Source organism: Fulvivirga lutea (assembly GCF_017068455.1).
Lineage (GTDB): Bacteria > Bacteroidota > Bacteroidia > Cytophagales > Cyclobacteriaceae > Fulvivirga > Fulvivirga lutea.
In genome coordinates this window covers 3,705,184-3,731,612 of record NZ_CP070608.1, presented here as the reverse complement: position 1 = coordinate 3,731,612, position 26,429 = coordinate 3,705,184, and the positions used below count along the sequence as shown (strand labels likewise).

The window sequence follows — 26,429 nt, the reverse complement described above, 5'->3', positions numbered from 1 at the left end:
TAATCCAAAAAATAAAGACACGATTAGCAGTAATAAGCAGCCTGAGAAATAGGAATAATCTTCTTCGAAGAATGCCTAAGAAAGCTATTTGTGCTGAAATAGGTGCCTGGAAAGGTGATTTTACTTCTGAAATTCTAAGACAAACCAAACCCAAAAAACTCTATATCATTGACCCATACTTGCATGTGGAAACATACGATAAGGCATGGTATGGTGGTTTGGACAGTTCACAGGAAAAAATGGATGAAGTTTTTAAATCTACTCAGCAAAGATTTGAAAATGAGCTATATTCAGGGCAACTGGAGTTTTTAAGAGATGATTCAACAAAGGCGCTTGACAAATTTGAAGATGACCATTTTGATTGGATCTATATAGATGGCAACCATTTATATGAGTATGTAAAGCTTGATTTAGAAAACTCATTTAAGAAAGTAAAATCAGGAGGCTATATTACTGGTGATGATTACAACTTAGTAGGTTGGTGGGATGATGGCGTTACAAAGGCAGTAAATGAGTTTATTGAAAATTTCAAAGACTCAATTACAGTAATTTCAATTAAAGGAACACAGTTTATTCTACGGAAGAATTAATGTATTTTCTGTAAACTTTTTTTAACTCACTTGTTACCGTTGGACCGGAAAACTTACTTTCAATATAATTTCTGATAAACTCTGAATCATAATTTTCAAAATCAGAAAGTACCTTTTCCATAGAGTTAGCTAAATCTTTTTGATTTTGATCACATAACATTCCCAAACGATCGTCCGTCATAAAATATTCTGGGCCTCCGGACTTTGTGGCTACCACAGGAATGCCACAGCTCATGGCCTCAATGATGGCCACTCCAAATGTTTCTATCCTACTTGAAGACACGAATACTTTACTTTCATTAAATAATGCTACGAGCTCATTAGGGCTTTTAGAACCCAAAAAAGATATACGTTCTTCTAAGTTTAACTCTCTAACCTGATTAATTAACTTTTCTTTCAATGGGCCTACGCCAACAATGGCAAGCGTTGAGCTCTTGTTAGAAAGTTGTTCAAATGAGTTAATCAGTAATTCAAAATTTTTAGGTTCTCTCAGGCCACCTACCGTAATGAAATCATATTTTTTAATTACTTCTAATGGCTGAAAAAAATCAGTGTCAATAAGGTTAGGAATTACAGTTGGTTTAATGCCAAATCTCGCATTTAACGTCATACACAAATCATTACTAACCGTTATAACTTCTTTGGCTTCGTTAAAAGCATACTTAGCTAGTTTTATTAACCGATCTGAACATTCATCTCTGGAAAAACGGGTAGAATGCTCGGTTATAACATAATTGATGTTATATTCTTTTTTAATCCACCGTGCTAAAATCCCATTTTCAAAAGAGTGCAGATGAACAATATCAGGTATACCGTATTCCTTGATGTATTTTTTAAAGAGTTTTTTACCATAGAAGAGTCGCATCCAATCATTCATGGCCTTAAAAACTGGGAATGACGGAAGCTGATAAATTAATGTTGGTATTTTATCAGTAGAAATTTTAAGACCGTAGTCAAATTTCTTCTCACGCAGTAATATGTAATGCTTGATGATAATGGGGGCAATCACGCCAACTTTCACTTTATTTTTTGCAAGTTCTTCGGCCTGTACCTCAAAATAAATTCCATCTATTGGGTTATAAGTATTAGGGTAATATGATGGAATAACCAGCGTATGCATCAGTCTGTATATCCTAACTTCTTAAGTTCTGTACTTATCAATGTATCAACTTTGGTCATTTGGTCAGTACTTAAATTGGATTTCCACTTGCCAATGGAAGAAGTGTCAATTGGCTTTTTAAGATTCTCATGATGGCTGTAAACAGAATCGCCCAAAGCCTCCGAATTTCTATTGTTCTGAAGCATATTATTCTCAAATTCTACTTCCAGAAAATCACATACTTTTCTCAATTCATTTTCCGGATTAGTTACCAGAGCTTCATACCGTATTGATAGAACTCGATTTGAATTCCTTTTTTCAAATTGTTGGACAGCAATGATAGCATCCCTCCATCTATTACAAGCATCATCAATATTTTCAGCTAAGTCGGCTTTTAGGTAAGAGGCTACAACATCTCTTCCATCACGAATGATATTAATATACTTTGGCTTGTTTACTATTTTATCTATCAGTGTAAGATGGTATGTGTTTAGTGGTGTTTTATCACCCCATTTTGCTCCGGGTTTGTTTTTAAATGTGGTATAACTGGTATAGAGTGTATCTATAATTTTAAATAGAGACTGTTCACTCTTTGGTACACCTGCTAATTCTGCAAATGTGTTGGTAAGGTTAAGGTTCCAATATTGGAATTGAGGGTGAGTACTAAACTCACCCAGAATAATTTTCAAAAAATCATTCCAAGGCAATTTATTATATACTTTATACCTTTTTAATATTCTCGGTAAAACGAATGATTCAGGTGGAATCTCAACTTCATTGCTTTGATTGAGCATAGACCTGAGCAGCGTTGTTCCCGATCTGCCGGAACCAATAATTAGAAATGGCTGATATGTATCTTTAGCAGTTTTAAGAGGAATTGACTTCCGGAAAGGATTTAAAATCCTTAATCGATTATATAAAATAATCAAAGGGTTTACATTTATGCCTTTATTCACTCTTGATCAATTTTTCTATGGTGTAAGTTTAAAGATTCATCAAGTGATTTGGAATTAAACTGATAATAAGATTTTACTAAATGAAAATTGCCATGTTTCTTGATACCGCCTTTCCACCTGATTCGAGGGTGGAAAATGAGGCAATATGCTTAATAAAAGCGGGTCATGAAGTACATCTTTTTAGTCTTGACTACCAAGGTAGACCCTCGAATGAGGTAATAAATGAAATAACTGTGCACAGATATAAGGTTGATAAACTCACGTATAAACTATCGGCACTTGCTTACACCTTTCCATTCTTTCATAATCGAATTAAACCAAGCATTAAGGACTTTATTAATAAGTTAAAGCCAAACGTGTTACACATTCATGATATGGTTATTGCCAAAGCTGTAATAGATGTAAATGCTGGCAAATTAAAGGTCGTTTTAGATTTACATGAAAACCGACCTGAAATCATGAAGCATTACAAACATGTAAATGAAGGGTTAGGAAAAATTTTAATTAGTACTGATAAGTGGAATAAAGTTCAGGATAAGCTTATCAAAAGATCAGATAAACTTATTCTGGTTACAGAAGAAGCTAAAAATGATGTGATGAGCAAAGGCCTCAAAAAAGCTGAAGATATCGTGGTTGTACCTAATACGATACTACCTGAATTATTTTTGAATTACAGTATTGATGAATCGATACTTGACCGATTCAATAGCACTTTTAATATACTTTACCTAGGCGATACCAGTTTAAGAAGAGGCACTGATACGGCTATTAAGTCAATGAAAATTATCAAAGATAAGATACCGAATGCTCGACTAATTTTAGTAGGAGATAGCTCTGTAGATAATAAACTCAAGCAACTTGCTAGTAATGAGGGTGTTAATAACTTGGTAAGTTTTGAAGGCTGGCAAGATGTATCTCTATTCCCATCATATACACTTGCATCCAATATTTGTATCTCACCCCTCAAAAGAAATAAACATCACGATACCACTTTTGCAAATAAATTATTTCAATATATGGCAATGGGTAAACCGGTGGTAGTGAGCGATTCTACAACACAGGCAAATGTTGTAAGGGAGGAAGAATGTGGGTTGATCTTTCCTGCAGAAAATGAGCTGCTACTTGCTCAGCAGATCATCCAACTTTATGAAAACGATGAATTAGCTTACAGATTGGGTGAAAATGGTAAGAAGGCCGTGCAAGATCGTTGGAATTGGGATGTGACAAGTGAGGGCTTGATAGAAATGTATCAAACCCTCTAATAATTAATTTTAAAACTTTTATTAGTTAGGGCATGTAATTGATGCAAATACTGGATTACCAGAATTATCAACTGTCATTCTCCAACAATTTCCATCAGACGATTTCATAATAACTCCACTGCCTATCTCGTCTATATAGACGTCACCATTTGAGACCTGTAGTTTAGATTTAGGATCAGGATTGTTAATCCCGACATTCCCTGAGCTATTGATTGTCATTCTTTCAAAGGAAGATCCATCTCCACCGGTCCAAAATTTTATTTTCCCATTTGCATTTCTAGCTCTAATGGCAACACCATTTTCATTATTAACAACATATGTCATACCAGCAAGATCTGGTAATGCTGAATAGTTCATTGCTGTGACTGCTATTGAACCATCTGACTTATTCGCACCTGTACCACTGGCCAACCCAACCGCAGCATAAGATTTAAATGTATTATTTACATTTCTAACACTTATGAATTGTCTGTTAATGCCATCATCTCCAGTAGCATCTACATTTATTTCTAAGTGGTGCCCTGGGTTATTAGTGCCAATTCCCACTAAGCCTTCATTGAAAAATATGTTATCACTATTTTTTGACCAAGGTGAGTTAGGAGCAATTGGGTTGCCATTAACTAGCAACTCTGTGGTATTTAGAGTACCGTTAATATCCAGTGTGTAGTTAGGTGATGTATTGTTAATCCCGACATTCCCTAAGCTATTGATTGTCATTCTTTCAAAGGAAGATCCATCTCCACCTGTCCAAAATTTTATTTTACCATTTGCATTTCTAGCTCTAATGGCAACACCATTTTCATTGTTAACAACATAGGTCATACCAGCAAGATCTGGTAATGCTGAATAGTTCATTGCTGTAACTGCAATGGAACCATCTGACTTATTCGCACCTGTACCACTGGCCAACCCAACCGCAGCATAAGATTTAAATGTGTTATTTACATTTCTAACGCTTATGAATTGTCTGTTAATGCCATCATCTCCAGTAGCATCTACATTTATTTCTAGGTGGTGCCCTGGGTTATTAGTGCCAATTCCCACTAAGCCTTCATTGAAAAATATGTTATCACTATTTTTTGACCAAGGTGAGTTAGGAGCAATTGGGTTGCCATTAACTAGTAACTCTGTGGTATTTAGAGTTCCGTTAATATCCAACGTGTAGTTAGGTGATGTATTGTTAATCCCGACATTCCCTAAGCTATTGATTGTCATTCTTTCAAAGGAAGATCCATCTCCACCAGTCCAAAATTTTATTTTACCATTCGCATTTCTAGCTCTTACGGCTACACCATTTTCATTGTTAACAACATAGGTCATACCAGCAAGATCTGGTAATGCTGAATAGTTCATTGCTGTAACAGCAATGGAACCATCTGACTTATTCGCACCTGTACCACTGGCCAACCCAACCGCAGCATAAGATTTAAATGTATTATTTACATTTCTAACGCTTATGAATTGTCTGTTAATGCCTTCATCTCCAGTAGCATCTACATTTATTTCTAAGTGGTGTCCTGGGTTATCAGTACCAACTCCTATATAACCATCATTGTAATACAGGTTGCCTGCATTTATCTTCCATGGCAAGGAACTAGGGTCTACTTTATTAGCAAATAGTGCATAGGGTACGGAATTTAGTTTATTAATTCCCAATAATTCAAAATTTGTACCCCCATTGATATCCAATTCAACTTTTGCATAATGCGTTGATTCCCCCCAATTAATCGCTGAAAAATCACCAACCAATACAGTACCAGCACCTATTTGTAAAGAAACAAGACCATTGGCATTGGTTGTAACTAAATGATTTTCACTATAGACAGTCGAACCAGTTTCAGAACCTTCAATGATAGATATATTAAAATTGACTTGTTTATTGCTTAAAATATTTCCTGCTTCATCCCTAACTACTGCCTGATAATTGAATGAATTAGGAGCCTGAGCATACAGTATATTAATTGCGAAAAATAATGTGGTTACTAATACTAATCTCATTGTTTGAATACTTTAAATTTAGTTGTCTTATTTTTTTCTTGAATCATAATAATATAGAAGCCGGCTCCATAAGAGTTGAAGTCAATACTTGTATTTTGGAAGAAAGTAGTTTGATGTAACACTTTTCCGTGCATATCAACAACTATTGCTTTACGAATAGATTCTTTATTTGCGTTAATTGTGAGGTTACTATTTACAGGGTTAGGGTAAACTTGAAAGCCTGATTTTTCTGTTAGATTATTAATATTAGTAACTACTGTTAATTGTGGTTGATGAAAACCTTCACTCACATTTAAATAATTGGCTGTAAAAACTTCACCTATAGTAAAATTAACAACACCAGTGGAGTTTATCGATTCCTCACCTGCGGTAGCGATAACTTCCTGACTATAAGCTGTATTGATTGCTAAAAGACATGTAATTACTACAAGAAATTTTGTCATATAAGTAATATTAATAAGACAAATCTAAAATTAAATAGTTAATAAAATTGTAAGCTTAAATGATTTATTTCACCCTCCCCGGATTCTCTCCAACAAACGCCTTCCAACTTTTAGCGCCTGCCTTTTCGCTACCACCTTTTTGAAAATGATGGCATACTGCCACGGCCAACGCATCAGTGGCATCCAAAAGTTTAGGCATTTCCTTAATCTTCAATAATGTCATAAGCATATTGGCCACCTGCTCTTTCGAAGCATTACCATTACTCGTTACTGATTGCTTCACTTTTTTCGGGGCATATTCGGTAATCGGGATTTCTCTACTTAGGGCAGCCGCCATAGATACTCCCTGGGCCCTACCAAGTTTCAGCATAGACTGAACGTTTTTACCATAAAAAGGGGCTTCAAGTGCTACCTCGTCAGGGTTGAAATCATCAATTAGGCTAATGACACGGTCAAAGATCTTTTTCAGCTTCAATTCATGGGTGCTATACTTACTCAAGTGTATTACACCGAATTGCAATAATTTCAGCTGTTGGCCTTTCACTGATATTAACCCATAACCCATGACGCTTGTACCAGGGTCTAGACCTAGAATGATCTGTTCGCTTTGAGTATTTTTCTCTAATTTGGCCATTGCTGCAATTTACCTAAATGAATACGAAACCTTCCCAATCTTATTACAAGGTTTATCTGATCACGGCCAAATTACTTGTTCTTGGAGTAATTGGGTATTTGCTATTCGACAAGCTTAAATCACAAGATAGATTAGCCACGCAGCTTTATGAATCCACTCTACATTTAATCAAAAATAATTATTGGCCGTTGATACTTGTTATTGCATTAATGCCACTTAACTGGCTGTTGGAATCACTCAAGTGGAAAATATTGGTTAACAAAGTAACGCCCATTAACTTAATGGATTCGCTAAAGGGTGTACTTGCCGGCCTTACATTAAGCTTTGCTACTCCTCATGGTATTGGTGATTATTTCGGTAGAATTTTAACAATTCAGGAAAAAGGTCGTGAGGGGTTGGTCAGTTCCCTCTTTATTAGTAGATCAACTCAGATGATTGCAACGGCAATATTCGGATTGGTAGGTCTGGATTATCTTTATGGTTTTTGGTGGCCTTTCGCGGCTTTGGTTATCCTAATTTTTGCGATAGTCATAGTCTTTAGTCTTCTTAATTGGATGAGTCACTTTAATGTCTTTGCCAGGTACTTATCTCTAGTAAAAAGCTACTCATTTAGCACGCTTTTAAAGATTCAGTTTCTATCGATGATTAGATATCTGGTATTTGCCATGCAATTTGTCATCATTATCAAAGCACTCATACCGGCTATTAATTTCTCGTTAGCATTTGCCGGGTCAACCTATATTTTTCTTGCCAAATCTATTCTGCCCACATTTAATTTTCTAAGCGATTTAGGCATAAGAGAGTATTCGGCAATTTATTTCTTTGAGAAGTATAGTGTGGAAATTATACCAATTGTAAATGCAAGCCTGTTGCTTTGGCTCATTAATATATTAATTCCTACACTTGTGGGTATTCCCTCAATGCTTAAACTTAAATGGTCTCTATCCTCGAAACAATCAGTTTAATTATTATTGGTGTCTACTTAGTGTGGATTCTTGTTATGATTTGCTCTTTTCTTTGGATTCGTTGGACTGATCATCAATTGAATAAAGGCCAAGAACTGAGAGTGTCTGTAATTGTTCCTTTTAGGAATGAGGCAAATAATTTACTATCGCTTATTGAGTCGCTAAATCAATTGAATTACAACCGCTCATTTCTAGAAATCATTTTGGTAGATGATCATTCTAATGATAGACCTGATTTAGGAGAATTACCACAAGAGTATAAAGTATTGAGCCTACCTGTTGACATGCAAGGTAAAAAGGCAGCATTAAACTTTGGGATCAATAATTCGGCCGGAGAAATAATTGTAACAACTGATGCTGATTGTATTGTTCAACCTGAATGGATCAATTGCATCGTTAGTCAATTTCAAAAGCATCAAATTCAACTGGTTTTTGGTGGCGTAGCCTTTACTAATTCTGAAACAATATTTTCCAGATTGCAGCAAATAGAATTTGCGCCAGTAATTGGAGTAGGGGCAGCTAGTAATAATATAGGCGCTCCTATCATGTGCAATGGAGCGAACTTGGCCTTTAGAAAATCAGCATTTGAAAAGGTAAATGGCTACGAAGGTAACTTCCATGTGGCCTCTGGTGATGATGAATATTTAATACATAAAATAAGCAAAGTGTATAATCGTTCAATAGTCTATATAAAAAGCAAAGAGGCCGTTGTTCGTACACAAGCACCACCAACATTCACAGAGTTTGTAAGTCAGCGAATTCGCTGGGCGAGCAAATGGAATTCGAATAAGAGTTTCTACAAATCAAGCCTGGCAATATTGGTGGTTTTATCTTCTATCTTCCCTATACTCTGCTTAACACTCGGGATCATCCAACAATCACCTTTATATTTGACTCTGGCACTATCTAAGATAATTTTAGATGGAATTTTCACCCACTTAGTACTGAAGTCAATGAGAAACTCGTTAAACATTTTTTACTATTTGATAACGGTGATTCTTTACCCTTTGTACTGCTTATATATTGGTGTTATGGCCAATGTTAAATTCTATACATGGAAGGGACGGAAGCATAAACTTGGGTGAGAATTTATTAATAACTATATTGCTTATAAGGCTAATTAAGCCATAATAGAATAGATGGAGACACTTTCAATTCAGAATAAATACAAACTTAAAGAGCTGGAACTCAATGCTCTTCTGGAGATTACACAGTCAATAAATAATAATCTTCCGGAAGCATCATTGTACAAAATTTATGAGTTTACCTTGCGCGGTAACCTGAATGTAAAACGCATGGCTCTTTTTGTGTATGATAAAGAATGGGGTTGTAAAGTGAATTTTGGAACGACAATTAATTGTTTTGAAGAAACCTTATGCGAAGAGTTTTTGGTGCACAAGTCATTAACAGAAATTGATGATCGGGATGATGTCTTCGGAGAATTTGATTTTCTAATACCTATTTATCATAAATCCGCATTATTGGCGGTTGTATTTATTGGTGGAATTCAGGGCTCGGAAGATCAGGAAGTAAAGAAGAGTAGCGTACGCTTTATCCAGGCTTTGAGTAACATCATAATAGTTGCTATAGAAAACAAGAAACTGGCAAGACAGCAGTTAGAGCAGGAGGCACTGAGAAAAGAGTTGGAAATTGCGAGTGATGTTCAGCAATTCTTGTTTCCGGATAAACTACCCTACGGTCCGGGTTTAAAAATAGAGGCCAGTTATCTACCACACGATAGAGTAGGAGGTGATTATTACGATTACATTCCGATCAATGAAAATCAGTTTTTAATATGCATTGCCGATGTAAGTGGAAAGGGGATACCTGCCGCGTTAATGATGTCTAATTTTCAGGCATCGCTCAGAACACTGGTGAGGCAAACGCCTAACTTGGTAGAGATCGTCAATGAACTGAACTATCAGGTATTGGAAAATGCAAAAGGCGAAAAGTTCATTACCTTCTTTGCAGCAATATATGATCACAAACTAAAAACATTGGTGTATATCAATTCTGGTCATAACCCTCCATTACTATTAATCAATGGAGAAATAACTTCCCTTGATGAAGGTTCTACCGTGTTGGGGGCAATTCACCCACTACCTTTCGTTAATGAAGGCTTTATTACCGAGTTAGATGAGTTTTTACTATTCTGCTATACTGATGGACTTACTGAAACGAGTAATGAAAATAATGAGGAGTTTGGCTCAAAAAGATTAGAAGAGTATTTTAAAAACAATGATACCAGCGATTTAAAAAGAGTGCACCAAGATATTATTATAAACCTCGATGGGTTTAAAGGTGACAATGGGTATCATGATGATATAACCATGCTAACCACCAAGGTGTCGCTCTAATGTTTTTCCATCGCACGCCCCGATTTGTTCAGCAGCTATATCCATCTCTAATATGGAGAAAGAAAACAAAAGACAAAATACTCTTTCTCACCTTTGATGATGGCCCTATCCCTTCTCTTACCGAGTTTATATTGAATACGCTTCAGGAAAATCACATTCAAGCTACTTTTTTTTGTGTAGGTGGCAACTTAAAAAAGAATAGAACTATTGCAGTTCGTGCCATTGAAGAAGGGCATCAGCTGGGGAATCATACTTTCAACCATTTAAATGGGTGGAAAAACTCAGCATCAGATTATCTGAATAATATTGTAGAATGCGAACGCGAATTGCATTCACTAGATCAAAATAAAGGCTTATTTCGCCCACCTTACGGCAAATTAAAAAGGTCTCAAATCAAGTTGATAAAAAAGAATCATAAGATAATTATGTGGGATGTGCTTTCAGGGGATTACAGCAAGAGTATTTCGCCTAAGGACTGTCTTTATAACACAATCAAAGCCACAAATAGAGGTTCTATAGTGCTTTTTCACGATAATGTTAAAGCTGAAAAAAATATTAGATATGCTCTTCCGCGTTATATCGAGCATTATCAGAAGAAAGGCTATAGTTTTGGTTTAGTATGATATATTTTTTGATTGGAATAGCGTCACTTGCACTGCTTGTTGATATATGCCTTCTTGTATTATGGAAGGATGATACTCTTTCAGATACGACTGCTCCTTTAAAAAAAGTATCCGTACTTATTGCTGCCAGAAACGAAGCTGCAAATATTAAAGCCTGCCTTCAATCTTTAATCAGGCAAGACTATCCCAATGAACTTGTTCAAATACTCGTTGGTGATGATCAATCAGAAGATGAAACATACCAATTGGCTAAAGACGAATTACAGCACAATTCAAATTCTAAAGTTTTAAAAATTGAAAGGAACGTAGGTCATCAAAAAGGAAAAGCGAATGTGCTAGCCCAATTGGCAAATCAGGCTTCTGGAGATGTGTTTCTAATAACGGATGCAGATATGCAGCTTCCGGCATCGTGGGTAAGATCAATGGTTGGTAGTTTGAAAAATGAGGGGATCGTTACAGGTGTGACTTACGTGGAAGGAAATAATTATCAAAGTATTGACTGGATATTTTCTTTAGGAATCATCAAGGTTTTGAAAGATGTAGGCCAACCAGTCACAACAATGGGTAATAATATGATGATCACTAAAAAGGCCTATCAGGCAGTTGGTGGCTACGAGTCGATACCATTTTCCATTACGGAAGACTTTGAGCTTTTTAAGCATGTCCGAAACAAAGGGTTTGATATTGTGCAGTTGTTTAATCCAGCAGTTTTAGGTAAAACAAAGCCAGTATCAGGATTTATCAATCTTTTAAACCAAAGAAAACGCTGGATGAAAGGAGCAGTTCAATTGCCAAAATTGATTGTATTACTATTGCTCGTTCAAGCACTTTATTTTCCTGCCCTCATTCTATTAATTTCTTATAACCTACAATTAGGTTTATCACTAATGATTATTAAAATACTATTTCAGACCTTTTTCATTTTAAGATGTTTAAATAGTCTTGAACTAAAATATTCATTCGGGCAATTAATCATTTATGAATTTTATTCCATAATCGTTTCATTAAGTTCAGCTATCTATTATTTGCTTCCGGCTAAAGTGAGTTGGAAAGGCAGGAAATACTAATTTTGGGTCATGAGTAAAATGATTGACACGCACGCACATATTTATTTAGATCAGTTTGAAAAGGATATTGACCAAGTGCTCGATAGATCTCAGGAAGTGGGCATTGAAAAAATTTATATGCCTAATATAGATCACACTTCTATTGATGGTATGCTGGAGCTGGAAGAGAAGCATGACATGTGTGTTGCAATGATGGGCCTGCATCCATGCTCGGTAAATAAGACATTTGAAAAAGAATTATATTTAGTGGAGGAATGGTTGGGGAAAAGAAAATGGTCGGCAATAGGTGAGATAGGTACAGATTTATATTGGGATAAAACATTCTGGCCACAGCAGCAAGAAGCTTTCAATATACAATGCCAGTGGGCAGTAAAATATGATAGACCTGTCGTAATTCATTGCAGAGAATCCATTGATGAAACTATTGAGTTGATAGAAAAACTGGGGAATGAGAAGTTGAGGGGAGTTTTTCATTGCTTTACCGGAACAACAGAGCAAGCCAACAAAATCATCGAGTTAGGCTTTTATGTGGGAATTGGTGGTGTCGCTACTTTTAAAAATGGGGGTATGGATAAAGTATTGCCGGATGTTGATATCGATAAAATAGTGTTGGAAACAGACAGTCCTTATTTAGCCCCAACTCCTAATCGTGGCAAAAGAAATGAACCTTCATTTATTGAACTTGTCGCAACTAAAATATCAGAATATAAAAAAATGGAGCTGGATGAGGTGAAGGAAGTGACTACAATGAATGCCAAGCAATTATTCAAATGAAAATTACTAAGTCTAATATAATCACCTCTGCGGCCAGGCCACCTGAATCTACCATACTCATTATATATACAGGAGGTACATTAGGAATGATTCATAACGAAGGCGGAGCCTTAATTCCTTTCGACTTTAGCTCAATCATGGATCATATACCTTCTCTCCGGCAATTGGAGTTAAATATCACGGTTATGTCCTTTGAAGAACCGATAGACTCATCCAATGTAAATCCAAGCCATTGGGAGCTAATAGGAAAACTCATTTTTGAAAATTATAATGAATTTGACGGGTTTGTTGTTTTACATGGCACGGACACTATGGCTTATACAGCATCGGCTCTAAGCTTTATGCTAGAAAACTTGACCAAGCCAGTTGTTTTTACCGGAGCTCAGTTGCCTATATCGTCACCAAGATCAGATGCCAGGGAAAACCTTATTACTTCAATAGTAGTCGCTTCGTCACGAGAGAACGGCAAACCCATAGTGCCGGAAGTATGTATTTATTTCGATGCAGTATTACTAAGAGGAAACAGATCAAAAAAAGTAGAAAGCATACACTTCGATGCCTTTGAGTCAGAAAACTATCCGTTATTGGCAGAGGCTGGTGTTGAGATAAGTTATAATCACAAGTTTATTCATCAGGTTGATCATAATAAGTTAAAGTTTCATCAATCATTTGATACGAATGTGGCCGTGCTTAAACTATTTCCAGGTGTCTCAAAACAGTCGATTGAGGCTTTTTTCTCTATTCCTCAGCTAAGAGGAGTGGTAATTGAAACCTATGGTTCTGGTAATGCACCTACTTACGATTGGTTTCTTGAAATAATTAAAAAATCCATCGATAAAGGTGTGGTTGTATTCAATGTATCTCAATGCCCGGGAGGCAAAGTAGATCAGGGAAGATATGAAACCAGCGAGGATCTTGAAGCCATAGGAGTGATAGGAGGTGCAGATATTACATTGGAAGCGGCAATTTCAAAGCTTATGTTAGTTTTGAGTGAGGAGGAAGAAATACCTCAAATTAGGCATAGAATGCTTAATTCTATGTGTGGAGAGATGACGATAAATTAATACCCAATAATTTAGTTTGCGCTTGCATAAAGTGTTTTTTATTGATTTATTTGTGCTTCTTGTGAGCAGAAGGCTCACATTTGGAGAGGTGACCGAGTGGTCGATGGTGCTCGCTTGGAAAGCGAGTGTGCCCGTCAAAAGGCACCGAGGGTTCGAATCCCTTCCTCTCCTCAGTATGCGAAATAATTACTATTTAGATACAAGAATCAATCGAATACAGACTTAGAGTAGAAACTTTTAACTAAATTTAAATTTTAATATCTAATTGCTTAACTAAAACTTCTCTTAAAAAGAGAACACTTTAAAACTTGAACTATGAAAAAACTATTCACATTATTGGCGCTGGTAGGGTTTATGTCCCTTGGTTTTCAATCTTACGCTCAAGAGGAGGAAGCAGCTGACACAGCAGCGGCTATGGAAGATACTACTCAGGTAGTTGATGAGCCAGAACCCGTTGTTGAAGAACCTGTTGCTGAGCCTGAGCCAGTGGTTGAAGAAGAAGCTTCTTTCCACCAGGTGATTAAAGACAAATTCATCGAAGGTGACTGGAAATTTATGACGCCAGTACTTTTATGTCTTATCATTGGTTTAGCTATCGCTATTGAAAGAATTATTACATTAAACCTTGCTACTACTAATACTGACAAGCTTTTGGCTACAGTGGAAGATGCACTTTCTAAAGGTGGTGTAGAAGCAGCTAAGGAAGTTACTAGAAACACAAAAGGTCCTGTTGCTTCTATCTTTACTCAAGGTCTTATGAGAATGTCTGAAGGTATTGATATGGTTGAGAAATCTATCATTGCTTACGGTTCTGTAGAAATGGGTAGATTGGAAAAAGGTCTTGTATGGGTATCATTATTTATCGCACTTGCTCCAATGCTTGGTTTCATGGGAACTGTAATTGGTATGATTGGTGCATTTGATGCTATCGAGGCTGCAGGTGATATCTCTCCTCAAATTGTTGCCAACGGTATTAAAGTTGCCCTTTTAACAACAGTAGCTGGTCTTATTGTAGGTATTATTCTTCAGGTATTTTATAACTACTTGGTTTCTAAGATCGATTCTTTAGTGAACCAAATGGAAGATGCGTCAATCACGTTGGTTGACTTGTTAGTGAAGCACAAGCTTTCTAACTAATAAATAGTTATAAATAATTAAACCTGTTTAATAATGGAAAATATTATAGATATCATGCTTTATGTTTCTTACCTGATGTTCGTAGTAGCAGCGGTAGGAGCTATAGTACTTCCTATTGTAAAATCGTTGGATAACCCAAAATCTTTGGTGAAACCAGCGGGTGCATTGGTAGGTATTGTAATTCTATTTCTAATATGCTATGCCATAGCTGGAGATGGACTAAATGCAAGATTAATTGCTGCCGGGGCCACATCAGGTGTGTCTAAATTCGTAGGTGGTGGATTAATAACAATGTATGTACTCTTTATCGCTGCATTAGTGGGTATAGTATTTACAGAAATCAATAAAGCAATAAAATAATGGCACGTAACAAAGGAAGAGAGAACCCGGAAATTAACTCAAGTTCGATGGCGGATATCGCCTTCCTACTTTTGATATTCTTCTTGGTAACAACGACAATTGCTAACGACAAGGGTCTGCTCATTCCTTTACCTCCAGATCCTGATCAGATGGAGGATATTGACATCAAAATTCCTGAGAGAAACTTATTTAAAATACAGATTAACTCAGCGGATAAGATGCTTGTAGAAGGTGAACCTTTTACTGCTGATGTCAAGGAGATCAAGCAGATGATTAAAGATTTCGTTAACAATAACGGAAAAGATCCTGAGTCTTCAGATAGCCCTAAAAAGGCCATTGTCTCTTTAAAAACTGACCGTGGTACAACACAAGATAAATTTATCGAGGTACTGGATAATATCCAGGCGGCATACTACGAAATGTATGCAGATAGAGCTGGGGTAACTACAGAACAGTGGAGAAAAATAATTGATAACTTGAAGGATCCTGATAATAAGAGATTGTATGATACAGGAAGAGGACTAACACCAGAAGGTGAAATAGAATTCCCTATGCAAATCTCAATTGCGGAACCAACTAAAATAGGAGGATAAGAAATGTCAAAGTTTAAGAAAAAGGCAAATACCAAACAGGATATTCCTACTTCAGCGCTTCCTGATATTATCTTCATGCTTCTATTCTTCTTTATGGTAACAACTGTTTTAAGAGAGGTTACTATTAACGTGAAGCAACGTATTCCTGATGCTACACAGCTTAGAAAGTTGGAGAGAAAATCACTTGTTAGTTATCTATACGTGGGTGAGCCTAAGAAAACAGATCAGTGGGGAACTGAACCAAGAATTCAAGCGAATGACGTGTTCATTGAACCAAAAGATGTTACTCTTTGGGTTGCTCAGGAAAAGGATAAGCTTAATGAAGTAGAAAGAGATCAGATTACTATTGCTTTAAAAGTAGATAAAGAAGCAAAAAGAGGTTTGATTTCAGATATTGAACTACAATTGCGTAAAGCAAACGCAAGGAAGTTGTTGTATTCAACTATCCTTGAAGCACCAGAATAGTTTTATTAAGTGAATAATATATAATTTAGAAGGGTTTCTGTTTTTCAGAAACCCTTTTTTAATTAACCGTCCACAATGGAATTAAATAACTCAAGAACCATTAATGCATGGTGCATGTATGACTGGGCTAACTCAGTCTATTCGTTAGTAATAACATCGGCCATATTTCCAATTTATTATAATGCCGTAACCACTGCTAGCGATGGTAGTGATTTGGTGAATTTCTTTGGTTGGAATGTGTCCAACTCGGTATTATATTCTTATTCACTCTCCTTCTCTTTCTTGTTCGTTGCAGCCATACTTCCAATCTTATCCGGTATCGCTGATTACGGTGGTAAGAAGAAATTCTTCATGAAAATCTTCGTGTATATTGGTTCTTTTGCTTGCATTGGTCTTTATTTTTTTACCGGAGATAATATAGAATGGGCCATCATTTGCTCTGTTCTAGCAAGTATTGGCTACTCTGGAAGTCTTGTTTTTTACGATGCTTTTCTTCCTGAGATAGCATCTGAAGATAGGTTTGATAAAATAAGCGCAAAGGGATATTCCTTAGGTTATATTGGTAGTGTTATCTTATTGGTTCTGAACCTTGTTATGATAGAGATGTATGATGTATTTGGGTTTGCAGACAAAGGAATAGCTACTCGATTTGCATTTCTTACTGTTGGTGTATGGTGGTTGGGCTTCTCCCAAATTACTTTTTGGCGTGTTCCGGATAATGTTTTTAATCTGAAGGAGCGAACTAACCTTTTTACTGAAGGCTATAAGGAACTTAGGAAAGTTTGGAGGGCTGTAAAAGATGAAAAAATGACAAAAATATTCTTGCTTGCTTTTTTCTTCTACAATATGGGTGTGCAAACCGTCATGTATTTAGCGGCAACATTCGGTGCTAAGGAATTAGAGCTGGAATCATCGCAATTGATCATAACTGTCCTGCTTATTCAAATAGTTGCTATTGCTGGCGCTTATGCCTTTGCTCATCTATCTAGTAAAAAAGGTAATAAGTTTTCGCTCCTAACGATGGTGTTTATATGGATATTTGTTTGTCTTGGTGCGTATTTCGTATACAATGCAAATGAATTTTATCTTTTAGCTTTTGTGGTTGGGTTAGTAATGGGAGGTATACAATCCCTGTCCAGATCAACCTTTGCAAAACTAATACCTGAAAACACTATTGATCATGCTTCATACTTCAGCTTTTATGACGTTACCTATAATCTGTCAATAGTTGTAGGTACTTTTTCCTACGGCCTCATTGACCAAATAACTAATAGTATGCGAAATAGTACACTGGCATTAATGCTATTTTTCTTAGTGGGCATGGGGTTCTTACTTTTGCTTAAATTACCCGACCATCTAAAAAGACGTGCTTAAATAGGAAAAACTTGTGGGTAAAGAAGTGCTATACCTAAAATTACTATTGCTAAATAGAGACAGGTAACAGGCACCCCAATTTTCAAGAAATCCTTAAAATTATATCCACCTGGGCCATAAACTATCAGATTAGTCTGATACCCAATTGGTGTGATAAATGCGGCAGAAGCTGCAAAAGCTATGGCTAAAAAGAAAGGAGCACCCTCAATACCAAGGTCATTTATAATACCTAATGCCAAAGGAAACGAAATGGCAATGGCACCAACATTTGTAACAAATGAAGTCAATACGGTCGTTATTAGAACCATACCTATTAAAAGCCCTATATTTCCGTAAGGCATCAATAATTCTACCACCTGATGGGCGACTATTGTTCCAGTACCTGACTTTATCATTGCTTGACCAATTGCTAAGGAAAGCACTAGGATTATGATCATATTTATATCTAAATCCCGCTTTATATTCTGCAAGGTTATAAGCTTCATGCCCACCATTACGGTCGTTATAATCAGCAATGAAGTAAATAGGCTATAAGATTGAGTGAATAGAAGGCTTACGATTACAACTGTTATTACAACTAATTTTAGCGTATCAGTTTTTTTGGAGTTCCTGATTTCCTTTAAATCACCAGAAATAATATATAAGTCTTTATAAACATCAACTTTATTGTGAAATGACTTACCCACGTACATTAGCAAAACATCACCAGCCTTAATCTTGATCCGCCCAATTTTGCCACTTAATTTCTCCCCATTACGGTGTATAGCTACAACTGCTGCATCATAACGTTCTCTGAAGTTAGACTCCTTTACTGTTTTTCCTATTAAGCTATTATTAGCACTTATAACTCCCTCAACTACTTGTAAGTTTTTACCACTACTAGGTTCAAGATTCGATGGTAGCTCAATACCCACATTTGACAAGGTCAAATCAATAATAGTATCAGTATTCCCAGCAAATATCAAAATGTCGTTCGGTTCAATAATTTCATTAGGATTAACCGGTGAGATAATTTGATCTTTTCTAACGATCTCCACAAGATAGACCCCTTTAAGGTTTCTCAGCCCCCCTTCTTTAACTGTTTTTCCTACAAGATCAGAGTCCTGACTGAGTCTCTTTTCTATTAAATACTCCCTTTTAGAAAGTTCAAATTTTTCAATGAGGTCTTGACGAGACGGTAAGAGTTTATTTCCAATTAATAGGATGAATAATATACAAAAAATGGTAATGCAGCCCCCAATATAAAATAAGTGTAATGCATTAATCGTCACTAACCCATTTTTCGCTAAAAAACCATTTAGTACTAAGGTCGTTGATGTACCGATAATGGTAATCATACCTCCGAAAATGGTGGCGTAACTTAGTGGGATTAATAATTTTGATGGCGATATTTTGTTTTTTCGCCCCCAGTCAAACACGTATGGAGTCATTAGCACAACTACCGGAGTGTTATTAACAAATGATGAAAGTATAGCGACTTTAGCCATCATAAGACCTAAGAAGTACCTGTATGACTTAGCCTTTTTAAAAAGACTATCGAGTAAACCTTCAACATTAAAATTAGATCTGAATCCAGCTGTAATAAGTATCAATAAAACGATACTTATAATTGATTCATTAGCCAGGCCATCTAACACATCTTTAGGAATAATAACACCACCTATAACAAGAACCAACGTTGCAAATAGAAATGAAATTGCAGGTTTGGTTATTTCTGTATAGAGAGCTGTAAAGAGTAATGCTATTACCCCAAGCACAAAATATGGCTGAATATCAATCGGTAACAATAGTTGTAGATTAGTATCTAAGATGTTTAACTGAATCTCCGGAATTTATTAATTCCATCAATGCGTCAATACCAATTTTTAAATGATTTTTAACAAAATCAGCAGTTACTTTCGCATCACTTTCAGAAGTTTTAACACCATCTGGTATCATTGGATTATCTGACACTAATAACAAGGCTCCTCTGGGTATTTCATTTACAAAACCTACAGTAAATATGGTGGCTGTTTCCATGTCAACACACATGGCTCGCATCTTTCTTAACTTCTTCTTAAATTCTTTATCATGCTCCCAAACTCTACGGTTAGTAGTAAATACTGTTCCTGTCCAGTAATCGAGTTGGTGCTTTTTAATCATGGAACTAACAGCTCTTTGTAAACTAAAAGATGGCAATGCAGGAATTTCTTGAGGCATATATTCGTCACTAGTTCCTTCGCCTCGTATTGCAGCAATGGGTAATATCAAATCACCAAGTTTAGTTTTCTTTTTGATACCTCCGCATTTACCCAAAAATAATGTTGCCTTTGGTTCCACTGCCGCAATAAGATCCATTGCAGTAGCAGCCATGGCACTACCCATTCCAAAATTTATGATGGTAATATCATTTGCAGTAGCTGTTTGCATGGCTTTACCTTTACCATATATTTCACAGCCGAATTCTTCTGCAAACATTTCAACATAGTTGAAAAAATTAGTGAGTAAAATATATTTTCCAAAGACTTCCAATGGCGTGCCAGTGTATCTTGGAAGCCAGTTTTCAATAATTTCCTTTTTAGTTTTCATATTGTTAACTCAATTTAAGTTTATTTGAATTATGATAAAACTCAACCTTCCTGATTTCGATTGCAAATTGAGAAAAAATGCAGGTAAAACAGAAGTTTTTGACATCATTCGAAAAAAATATGTCGTGCTACAGCCCGAGGAATGGGTAAGGCAGGGTTTTATTCATTTTCTAATTAATCAAAGTGATTTTCCTAAGTCGCTAATTAAAATAGAATCTGGTTTAAAATATAATAGACTGGATAAAAGGTCTGATATTCAAGTCTTAAATAGTGATGGCACAACTTTCATGATTGTGGAATGTAAATCATTTAAAGTGAAACTCGACCAAAAGGCGCTTGATCAACTCACAATGTATAATAAAACCATCAACGCAAGATATATTGTGTTAACTAATGGTATTAACCATTTCTGCTGTGAAATGATGAATCAGAGCAAATATGAGTTTAGAGATCAAATTCCTGTATATAGCAAAAATGCCTGAGTTATTCTCAGGCATTTTTGTTTTAGCACTCAACCAGTTTTAGTTAAGGTATTTTGATACTTCAGTGTATGGTAGGTTAAAAGCTTCAGCAACAGCTTTATAAACAACATCACCATTTATAATATTAAGACCTAACTCTAGTTCTTTGTTTTCTTTACAAGCCTTCTTCCATCCTTTGTTTGCTAGTTGTATAGCATACGGAAGAGTAGCATTTGTTAAGGCTAATGTTGAAGTGTAAGGCACAGCGCCAGGCATATTAGCCACGCAATAGTGCACCACATCATCAATTATGTAAGTAGGGTTTTCATGAGTTGTAGGCTCGCATGTTTCAATACATCCACCTTGATCCACTGCCACATCAACGAGTACTGTACCAGGTCTCATTTCCTTAAGCATATCTCTGGTAATAAGATTAGGAGCTTTAGCACCAGGTATTAATACAGCACCAACAATTAAATCGTGTGTTGATATTAGCTCACGAATGTTGTATTCATTTGACATGAAGGTATTAACGTTTGCCGGCATAATATCATCAAGATATCTTAATCTAGGAAGACTTAAATCCATGATAGTTACATCAGCGCCCATACCAGCGGCCATTTTTGCAGCGTTCGTACCAACTACGCCACCACCTAATATTAAAACTTTAGCTGGTCTAACTCCGGGAACTCCACCGAGCAAAATACCTCTGCCTTTCAATGGCTTCTCTAAATATTTCGCTCCTTCCTGAATTGACATTCTTCCAGCAACCTCAGACATTGGAATCAATAGCGGAAGGCTTCGGTCACTTTTTTCAACTGTTTCATAAGCTAGACAAATAGCTTTGCTATCGATCATAGCATTTGTTAAAGGCTCATAAGAAGCAAAGTGAAAATAGGTAAATACCAACTGATCTTTCTTAATAAGATTGTATTCAGGCTCTATCGGTTCTTTTACCTTCATTATCATTTCCGCCTTTTCATATGTGGCTTCGATAGTCGGTAATATTTTGGCTCCAGCCTCTGTATATTCCTCATCCATAAAACCACTACCTTCACCGGCAGTAGACTGAATGAATACTTCATGGCCTCTTTTAACTAATTCCTGAGCTCCCGCAGGCGTAAGAGCCACACGGTTTTCATTGTTCTTTATTTCCTTGGCTACTCCTATAATCATTTTTCAAACGTTTGAATCAAAAGTGCACAAATATACTAACATGGTACAAATGTAATCTTCAAAATCAAAATATTCTTGCGATGGAGAATGTGTATATTATGAAATAAAAATATAATTCCGAATAAATAAATTTGTCAAAATATAATATTGATGATGGAAGAAATTAAGGCTAAAGATTTTGAAATTATTACAAGATTTAGCACCGCAATTGCTCTGATTACAAACCTAATTTGAAAGCTTACCTCATTTAGTTAATTTTGCAATCCTGCAAATAGAGTTTTGGCAGGAATCCATCACTAAACTTTGACATCTTGAATACTACAAAATTGACCAGGAAAACAAAGAAGAATACCGAAGTACTTAACGATTATAAGCTTGCATGCGAGAGCAGAGAAGCAAGTTTGCTAGGAAGGAAAGAAGTATTTATGGGTAAGGCCAAGTTCGGAATTTTCGGGGACGGGAAAGAATTGGCTCAAATAGCCATGGCCAAAGTTTTTCAGAATGGTGATTTTAGGTCAGGGTACTATCGCGATCAGACTTTTATGTTTGCGATAGGTCAGCTTACAATTCAAGAATACTTTGCACAGTTATATGCTCATACAGACGTAACGGCAGATCCATCTTCAGCTGGCAGGTTGATGAATGGACACTTTGCAACAAGGTTGTTAGATGAAAATGGCGATTGGAAAGATTTAACCAAAGAAAAACATAGTAGCTCTGACGTTTCTCCTACAGCATCGCAAATGCCACGGTTGGTAGGTTTGGCCTACGCCTCGAAACTATACAGGGAAGTACCTGCCTTAAAGAAGGTGAAAGGTTTTAGTGTGAATGGTAATGAAGTAGCGTTTGGCACGATAGGAAATGCGTCCACATCAGAAGGAATGTTTTACGAAGCCATTAATGCTGCGGGCGTTTTGCAGGTACCTATGTTAGTTTCTGTGTGGGATGACGAATATGGTATATCAGTACCAAAAGAATATCATACTACAAAGGGTAACATATCGGCTGTTTTAGATGGATTTAAAAGAGATAAAAAACATGCCGGCTATGAGATTTTTACTGTTAATGGGTGGGATTACGAAGCACTAATTGATACCTACGAAAAGGCTGCGGCTATTTCAAGAGAAGAACATGTGCCTACATTGGTTCACGTTCAACAACTTACTCAGCCACAAGGTCATTCAACATCAGGATCTCACGAAAGATATAAATCAAAAGAAAGGTTGCAGTGGGAAGCAGAATATGACTGCAACATTCAGTTTAGAAAGTGGATTTTAAGTGAAGGCTTGGCTGATGCAGAAGAATTAGATGGAATTGAAGCTGAAGCGAAAAAGTCAGCAAAAGAAGCGAAAGAGGCTGCGTGGAAAGCATTTAACGGTTCATTAAAAATTGATTTTGATGCTGCATTGGCTGCAATTGAGGAGGTGGCTAATAATACGAATAAAAATACTGATGAACTGAATTCGATTAAAGAGGAGTTATCTAAAACGGTTAACCCGATAAAATTAGACAGTTACAGAGCTGTTAAAAAAGCGCTGAGAGCGTTGAGAACGGAGCAAAAATCTGTGAAAACGCCCTTGACTAATTGGCTAAAAAACGCAGATGAAACTTATTTCGATCAGTATAACTCGAAACTTTATAGCACAAGCAAAAATTCTGCTTTAAACGTAGAAGTTGTGGATGCCATATTTGATGATGGTGCGTCACAAGTTGATGGGAGGGAAGTGCTACAGGCTTGTTTTGATGAGGCCTTGAAAAGGGACCCAAAAGTATTTGCTTTTGGTGAAGATGTAGGGAAAATAGGGGATGTGAATCAGGCATTTGCTGGCTTGCAGGAAAAACATGGCGTTAACAGAGTAACGGACACTGGAATTAGAGAGTGTACAATTATAGGTCAGGGAATTGGTGCTGCTTTACGCGGGCTGAGGCCAATTGCTGAAATTCAATACTTAGATTATCTATTATATGCTATTCAGATATTATCTGATGATCTGGCTTCATTGCAATACCGAACAAAGGGCGGACAGAAAGCTCCATTAATAATAAGGACAAGAGGTCATAGATTGGAGGGCGTTTGGCATTCAGGTTCGCCAATGGGCATGATCCTTCATAGCTTAAGAGGTATTTATGTGTTAACTCCTAGAAACATGACACAAGCGGCTGGTTTTTATAATACCATGCTTAAGTCAGATGATCCTGCTTTAATCATCGAGTGCCTTAACGGATATCGACTAAAAGAGCAGATACCATCAAACGTTGGGGAATTTACTGTGCCACTTGGTAAAGTGGAAGTACTAAAAGAAGGTACTGATGTTACAATAGTTACTTATGGTTCAATGTGTAGAATTGTGATGGATGCTGCTGATCAATTAGAGAAGTATGGCATTTCTTGTGAGGTGATAGATGCTCAATCATTAATTCCTTTTGATTTGAATCACGACATTGTAGAATCTGTTAAGAAAACCAATCGCTTAGTAGTAGCGGACGAGGATGTTCCTGGTGGCGCCTCTGCATTTATTTTACAGAAAGTGTTGGAGGAGCAAGGTGCCTATAAGTATCTGGATTCGAAACCAACAACAATTACAGCAAAAGAGCATAGGCCAGCATATTCATCTGATGGTGATTACTTCTCCAAACCGAATATTGAAGAAGTATTTGACAAGGTGTATGATCTTATCGCTGAGGCTGATCCGGAAAACTACCCGGATATTTATTAATCAATTTCTGATAACCTAAAAGGAGGGGTTTCTATTCTGTTGCTATAGTTACCTCTCCTGTCAATTATGGTAATAGCAAGTTTAACTTGCCTATCACCTAATACTGTTTCAAATCCAAATGAAGGCATACCATAACGTATAGTACCTTCAATGGCTTTTTCTTTACCTGACTCATTTAAAATAGGAAATCTTCCATCAAAACTTGGTGAACAATCCCCTGATTCAATTCTCCAATCGTACTCTTCAAATCCAGAGCCATTATCAATAAAAAACTCCACCAAAAAATTATAATGCCGTTCGTTAAACTGAAAATATACAGTGTCCTTTAATTCTGTACCATCAGGAAGGAAAATATCAGGACTGGTGTCCCAATATAAACATTTTGCATCGCCAACAAAGTCAGGAAGTGTGTCAATTTCAGCTCGATTAGCAAATCTTAATAAATCACCTAATGTTTCATTGCCAAAGTCGAAAAATTGGCCGGTTTTGTTGCTGAAATAATTTTTTTGATTGAATGGAGGTGTTACTTCTTCTGATCCAAGACCTAAATCCCCATCCCCATCTTCGAAATCTATTAGTACAATTAGACTGTCAGCGTCATCACCAAGATCCTTAAAAATTATATTATTAAATTCTATTTTTGGAGTATTGGGAAATTCCGGAGCTTCAGAGCATGCAAATGCTAATAGACTAAAAAGTAATAAATTAAAAAGGGTCTTTTTCATAAATTCACAGCCTTAAAGTACACAACGATTGGACATTGATAAAAGTTTTGAGCAAAAATTAATCCAGGCTTCTGACAAAGAATTCGAAAAGTTGGCACTTCAGGTTTTTCAGTACCAGTACAAAAATAACGCTATTTACCATCAATATATTTCTTCTCTGGGTGTAAATGTTGAAAATATTAATCAATTAGAAGAAATTCCATTTCTGCCCATCCAGTTTTTTAAGAGCCACTCAGTAAAATCTGGTACATGGAATGAAGAAGAGGTTTTTGAAAGTAGTGGTACAACTGGCCAAATTACTTCTAAACATTATTTGAAATCCTCTGCATTTTATAGGCAGAATGCTCTGAATATTTTTAATCAGTCAATTGGTAATCCATCAGATTATCACATAATGGCTTTATTACCGTCATATTTAGAGCGCGGTAACTCTTCACTTGTGAAGATGGTGAAATTCTTCATAGATGAAAGCAGGTCAGAGTTCTCTGGTTTTTATTTAAACAACCATAAAAAGTTAGTGGATGATATTAATTCGGCACTGAAAACGGAAAAAAGAATTTTGTTAATTGGAGTAACTTTTGCATTACTAGATATTGCTGAAAAATTTAATATTGACTTAGCTGGTCATATTATTATGGAAACTGGTGGCATGAAGGGTAGGCGCAAAGAAATGACTAGAATGGAAGTTCATACTGTACTAAAAAAATCTTTTAATGTCGCCACTGTTTACTCGGAGTATGGAATGACTGAACTTTTATCTCAGGCTTATTCTGCGGGCAATGGGCTTTATAAATCACCCGATACTATGCGCATATTATTGAGGGATTTGTATGACCCATTCTATATTTCTAATTCTGTAAGACAAGGAGGTATAAATGTTATTGATTTAGCGAATGTTCATACTTGCTCATTCATTGAAACTCAGGACATTGGCAGAATATCTGGGGAATTTTTTGAAGTGTTAGGACGTTATGATAACTCAGAACTAAGGGGATGTAACCTGATGATTTAGATTAATTATT

General features: G+C 36.3%; 26 protein-coding genes and 1 tRNA gene. 18 read left to right on the top strand and 9 right to left on the bottom strand.

Annotation, left to right across the window (positions count from 1 at the left end; genetic code table 11):
• The first annotated feature begins 71 nt into the window (after positions 1 to 71).
• A complete protein-coding gene (locus JR347_RS16575; protein ID WP_205721698.1) occupies positions 72 to 590 on the top strand; it encodes a class I SAM-dependent methyltransferase in 519 nt (172 codons plus the stop codon).
• On the opposite strand, the gene JR347_RS16570 is transcribed toward JR347_RS16575, so the two are convergent.
• Both JR347_RS16570 and JR347_RS16565 read right to left on the bottom strand, forming a co-directional pair.
• On the bottom strand, positions 571 to 1,710 hold the full coding sequence (locus tag JR347_RS16570; RefSeq protein ID WP_205721697.1) for a glycosyltransferase: 1,140 nt from the start codon (positions 1,708 to 1,710) through the stop codon (positions 571 to 573). The genes JR347_RS16575 and JR347_RS16570 overlap by 20 nt on opposite strands.
• Entirely contained in the window at positions 1,710 to 2,645 is a 936-nt protein-coding gene (locus tag JR347_RS16565; RefSeq protein ID WP_205721696.1) for a sulfotransferase family protein, read from the bottom strand. Before JR347_RS16565 ends, JR347_RS16570 begins: the two co-directional genes overlap by 1 nt.
• Positions 2,646 to 2,725: 80 nt before the next feature.
• Between JR347_RS16565 and JR347_RS16560 the strand changes: the two genes are divergently transcribed.
• Entirely contained in the window at positions 2,726 to 3,907 is a 1,182-nt protein-coding gene (locus JR347_RS16560) for a glycosyltransferase family 4 protein (protein ID WP_205721695.1), read from the top strand.
• A gap of 21 nt (positions 3,908 to 3,928) precedes the next feature.
• Here JR347_RS16560 and JR347_RS16555 read toward each other — a convergent pair whose 3' ends face one another.
• From JR347_RS16555 to ruvC, 3 genes are all read right to left on the bottom strand, one after another.
• A complete protein-coding gene (locus tag JR347_RS16555) occupies positions 3,929 to 5,905 on the bottom strand; it encodes a hypothetical protein (protein ID WP_205721694.1) in 1,977 nt (658 codons plus the stop codon).
• Positions 5,902 to 6,348 (bottom strand): T9SS type A sorting domain-containing protein, encoded by a 447-nt coding sequence (locus JR347_RS16550; protein ID WP_205721693.1) that lies wholly within the window; start codon positions 6,346 to 6,348, stop codon positions 5,902 to 5,904. The genes JR347_RS16555 and JR347_RS16550 overlap by 4 nt, the downstream gene beginning before the upstream one ends.
• Before the next feature lie 64 nt (positions 6,349 to 6,412).
• A complete protein-coding gene (gene ruvC, locus JR347_RS16545; protein WP_205721692.1) occupies positions 6,413 to 6,982 on the bottom strand; it encodes a crossover junction endodeoxyribonuclease RuvC in 570 nt (189 codons plus the stop codon).
• 17 nt (positions 6,983 to 6,999) lie between these two features.
• Here ruvC and JR347_RS16540 point away from each other — a divergent pair, with 17 nt between their 5' ends.
• The 13 genes from JR347_RS16540 to JR347_RS16480 all read left to right on the top strand — a co-directional run bounded on the left by JR347_RS16540 (position 7,000) and on the right by JR347_RS16480 (position 17,761).
• Positions 7,000 to 7,947 (top strand): lysylphosphatidylglycerol synthase domain-containing protein, encoded by a 948-nt coding sequence (locus JR347_RS16540; protein WP_205721691.1) that lies wholly within the window; start codon positions 7,000 to 7,002, stop codon positions 7,945 to 7,947.
• Positions 7,917 to 9,032 carry a glycosyltransferase gene (locus JR347_RS16535; RefSeq protein ID WP_205721690.1) on the top strand — a complete coding sequence of 372 codons (1,116 nt, stop codon included), beginning with the start codon at positions 7,917 to 7,919 and terminating at the stop codon, positions 9,030 to 9,032. Before JR347_RS16540 ends, JR347_RS16535 begins: the two co-directional genes overlap by 31 nt.
• A gap of 54 nt (positions 9,033 to 9,086) precedes the next feature.
• On the top strand, positions 9,087 to 10,304 hold the full coding sequence (locus JR347_RS16530) for a GAF domain-containing SpoIIE family protein phosphatase (protein WP_205721689.1): 1,218 nt from the start codon (positions 9,087 to 9,089) through the stop codon (positions 10,302 to 10,304).
• Complete coding sequence (locus tag JR347_RS16525; RefSeq protein ID WP_205721688.1) at positions 10,304 to 10,927, top strand: polysaccharide deacetylase family protein; 624 nt, start codon at positions 10,304 to 10,306, stop codon at positions 10,925 to 10,927. Before JR347_RS16530 ends, JR347_RS16525 begins: the two co-directional genes overlap by 1 nt.
• Complete coding sequence (locus JR347_RS16520; RefSeq protein WP_205721687.1) at positions 10,924 to 11,994, top strand: glycosyltransferase; 1,071 nt, start codon at positions 10,924 to 10,926, stop codon at positions 11,992 to 11,994. The genes JR347_RS16525 and JR347_RS16520 overlap by 4 nt, the downstream gene beginning before the upstream one ends.
• A gap of 9 nt (positions 11,995 to 12,003) precedes the next feature.
• Positions 12,004 to 12,768, top strand: coding sequence for a TatD family hydrolase (locus JR347_RS16515; protein WP_205721686.1), 765 nt, complete (start codon positions 12,004 to 12,006; stop codon positions 12,766 to 12,768).
• Positions 12,765 to 13,832 carry an asparaginase gene (locus JR347_RS16510; protein WP_205721685.1) on the top strand — a complete coding sequence of 356 codons (1,068 nt, stop codon included), beginning with the start codon at positions 12,765 to 12,767 and terminating at the stop codon, positions 13,830 to 13,832. The genes JR347_RS16515 and JR347_RS16510 overlap by 4 nt, the downstream gene beginning before the upstream one ends.
• An 82-nt stretch (positions 13,833 to 13,914) precedes the next feature.
• Positions 13,915 to 14,003: transfer RNA gene (locus JR347_RS16505), tRNA-Ser, on the top strand.
• A gap of 144 nt (positions 14,004 to 14,147) precedes the next feature.
• Positions 14,148 to 14,969, top strand: coding sequence for a MotA/TolQ/ExbB proton channel family protein (locus tag JR347_RS16500; RefSeq protein ID WP_205721684.1), 822 nt, complete (start codon positions 14,148 to 14,150; stop codon positions 14,967 to 14,969).
• A gap of 33 nt (positions 14,970 to 15,002) precedes the next feature.
• A complete protein-coding gene (locus tag JR347_RS16495; protein ID WP_205721683.1) occupies positions 15,003 to 15,329 on the top strand; it encodes a hypothetical protein in 327 nt (108 codons plus the stop codon).
• Complete coding sequence (locus JR347_RS16490; protein WP_205721682.1) at positions 15,329 to 15,922, top strand: ExbD/TolR family protein; 594 nt, start codon at positions 15,329 to 15,331, stop codon at positions 15,920 to 15,922. Before JR347_RS16495 ends, JR347_RS16490 begins: the two co-directional genes overlap by 1 nt.
• A 3-nt stretch (positions 15,923 to 15,925) precedes the next feature.
• Positions 15,926 to 16,387: an ExbD/TolR family protein gene (locus tag JR347_RS16485; RefSeq protein ID WP_205721681.1), complete on the top strand. Its 462-nt coding sequence runs from the start codon at positions 15,926 to 15,928 to the stop codon at positions 16,385 to 16,387.
• 75 nt (positions 16,388 to 16,462) lie between these two features.
• Positions 16,463 to 17,761, top strand: a complete 1,299-nt coding sequence (locus JR347_RS16480; protein WP_205721680.1) for an MFS transporter — start codon at positions 16,463 to 16,465, stop codon at positions 17,759 to 17,761.
• On the opposite strand, the gene JR347_RS16475 is transcribed toward JR347_RS16480, so the two are convergent.
• Complete coding sequence (locus tag JR347_RS16475) at positions 17,758 to 19,548, bottom strand: SLC13 family permease (protein WP_205721679.1); 1,791 nt, start codon at positions 19,546 to 19,548, stop codon at positions 17,758 to 17,760. The two genes, JR347_RS16480 and JR347_RS16475, sit on opposite strands and share 4 nt — an antisense overlap.
• A gap of 10 nt (positions 19,549 to 19,558) precedes the next feature.
• On the bottom strand, positions 19,559 to 20,329 hold the full coding sequence (locus JR347_RS16470; RefSeq protein ID WP_205721678.1) for an AMP nucleosidase: 771 nt from the start codon (positions 20,327 to 20,329) through the stop codon (positions 19,559 to 19,561).
• A gap of 31 nt (positions 20,330 to 20,360) precedes the next feature.
• Here JR347_RS16470 and JR347_RS16465 point away from each other — a divergent pair, with 31 nt between their 5' ends.
• Entirely contained in the window at positions 20,361 to 20,810 is a 450-nt protein-coding gene (locus JR347_RS16465; protein WP_205721677.1) for a type I restriction enzyme HsdR N-terminal domain-containing protein, read from the top strand.
• 39 nt (positions 20,811 to 20,849) lie between these two features.
• On the opposite strand, the gene ald is transcribed toward JR347_RS16465, so the two are convergent.
• Complete coding sequence (gene ald, locus JR347_RS16460; protein WP_205721676.1) at positions 20,850 to 21,965, bottom strand: alanine dehydrogenase; 1,116 nt, start codon at positions 21,963 to 21,965, stop codon at positions 20,850 to 20,852.
• A gap of 311 nt (positions 21,966 to 22,276) precedes the next feature.
• On the opposite strand from ald, the gene JR347_RS16455 reads away from it, so the two are divergent.
• Complete coding sequence (locus JR347_RS16455) at positions 22,277 to 24,682, top strand: alpha-ketoacid dehydrogenase subunit alpha/beta (protein ID WP_235689701.1); 2,406 nt, start codon at positions 22,277 to 22,279, stop codon at positions 24,680 to 24,682.
• On the opposite strand, the gene JR347_RS16450 is transcribed toward JR347_RS16455, so the two are convergent.
• Positions 24,679 to 25,407, bottom strand: coding sequence for a hypothetical protein (locus tag JR347_RS16450; RefSeq protein ID WP_205721675.1), 729 nt, complete (start codon positions 25,405 to 25,407; stop codon positions 24,679 to 24,681). The genes JR347_RS16455 and JR347_RS16450 overlap by 4 nt on opposite strands.
• A 28-nt stretch (positions 25,408 to 25,435) precedes the next feature.
• Here JR347_RS16450 and JR347_RS16445 point away from each other — a divergent pair, with 28 nt between their 5' ends.
• Positions 25,436 to 26,419: a LuxE/PaaK family acyltransferase gene (locus JR347_RS16445; RefSeq protein WP_205721674.1), complete on the top strand. Its 984-nt coding sequence runs from the start codon at positions 25,436 to 25,438 to the stop codon at positions 26,417 to 26,419.
• Positions 26,420 to 26,429 lie beyond the last annotated feature (10 nt).

Bases quoted from the DNA above. Each gene is read 5' to 3' on its own strand.
- JR347_RS16575 (WP_205721698.1), top strand. From the start codon at position 72: ATGCCTAAGAAAGCTATTTGTGCTGAAATAGGTGCCTGGAAAGGTGAT.
- JR347_RS16570 (WP_205721697.1), bottom strand. From the start codon at position 1,710: ATGCATACGCTGGTTATTCCATCATATTACCCTAATACTTATAACCCA.
- JR347_RS16560 (WP_205721695.1), top strand. From the start codon at position 2,726: ATGAAAATTGCCATGTTTCTTGATACCGCCTTTCCACCTGATTCGAGG.
- JR347_RS16555 (WP_205721694.1), bottom strand. From the start codon at position 5,905: ATGAGATTAGTATTAGTAACCACATTATTTTTCGCAATTAATATACTG.
- JR347_RS16550 (WP_205721693.1), bottom strand. From the start codon at position 6,348: ATGACAAAATTTCTTGTAGTAATTACATGTCTTTTAGCAATCAATACA.
- ruvC (WP_205721692.1), bottom strand. From the start codon at position 6,982: ATGGCCAAATTAGAGAAAAATACTCAAAGCGAACAGATCATTCTAGGT.
- JR347_RS16540 (WP_205721691.1), top strand. From the start codon at position 7,000: ATGAATACGAAACCTTCCCAATCTTATTACAAGGTTTATCTGATCACG.
- JR347_RS16535 (WP_205721690.1), top strand. From the start codon at position 7,917: ATGGTCTCTATCCTCGAAACAATCAGTTTAATTATTATTGGTGTCTAC.
- JR347_RS16530 (WP_205721689.1), top strand. From the start codon at position 9,087: ATGGAGACACTTTCAATTCAGAATAAATACAAACTTAAAGAGCTGGAA.
- JR347_RS16525 (WP_205721688.1), top strand. From the start codon at position 10,304: ATGTTTTTCCATCGCACGCCCCGATTTGTTCAGCAGCTATATCCATCT.
- JR347_RS16520 (WP_205721687.1), top strand. From the start codon at position 10,924: ATGATATATTTTTTGATTGGAATAGCGTCACTTGCACTGCTTGTTGAT.
- JR347_RS16515 (WP_205721686.1), top strand. From the start codon at position 12,004: ATGAGTAAAATGATTGACACGCACGCACATATTTATTTAGATCAGTTT.
- JR347_RS16510 (WP_205721685.1), top strand. From the start codon at position 12,765: ATGAAAATTACTAAGTCTAATATAATCACCTCTGCGGCCAGGCCACCT.
- JR347_RS16500 (WP_205721684.1), top strand. From the start codon at position 14,148: ATGAAAAAACTATTCACATTATTGGCGCTGGTAGGGTTTATGTCCCTT.
- JR347_RS16495 (WP_205721683.1), top strand. From the start codon at position 15,003: ATGGAAAATATTATAGATATCATGCTTTATGTTTCTTACCTGATGTTC.
- JR347_RS16490 (WP_205721682.1), top strand. From the start codon at position 15,329: ATGGCACGTAACAAAGGAAGAGAGAACCCGGAAATTAACTCAAGTTCG.
- JR347_RS16485 (WP_205721681.1), top strand. From the start codon at position 15,926: ATGTCAAAGTTTAAGAAAAAGGCAAATACCAAACAGGATATTCCTACT.
- JR347_RS16480 (WP_205721680.1), top strand. From the start codon at position 16,463: ATGGAATTAAATAACTCAAGAACCATTAATGCATGGTGCATGTATGAC.
- JR347_RS16470 (WP_205721678.1), bottom strand. From the start codon at position 20,329: ATGAAAACTAAAAAGGAAATTATTGAAAACTGGCTTCCAAGATACACT.
- JR347_RS16465 (WP_205721677.1), top strand. From the start codon at position 20,361: ATGATAAAACTCAACCTTCCTGATTTCGATTGCAAATTGAGAAAAAAT.
- ald (WP_205721676.1), bottom strand. From the start codon at position 21,965: ATGATTATAGGAGTAGCCAAGGAAATAAAGAACAATGAAAACCGTGTG.
- JR347_RS16450 (WP_205721675.1), bottom strand. From the start codon at position 25,407: ATGAAAAAGACCCTTTTTAATTTATTACTTTTTAGTCTATTAGCATTT.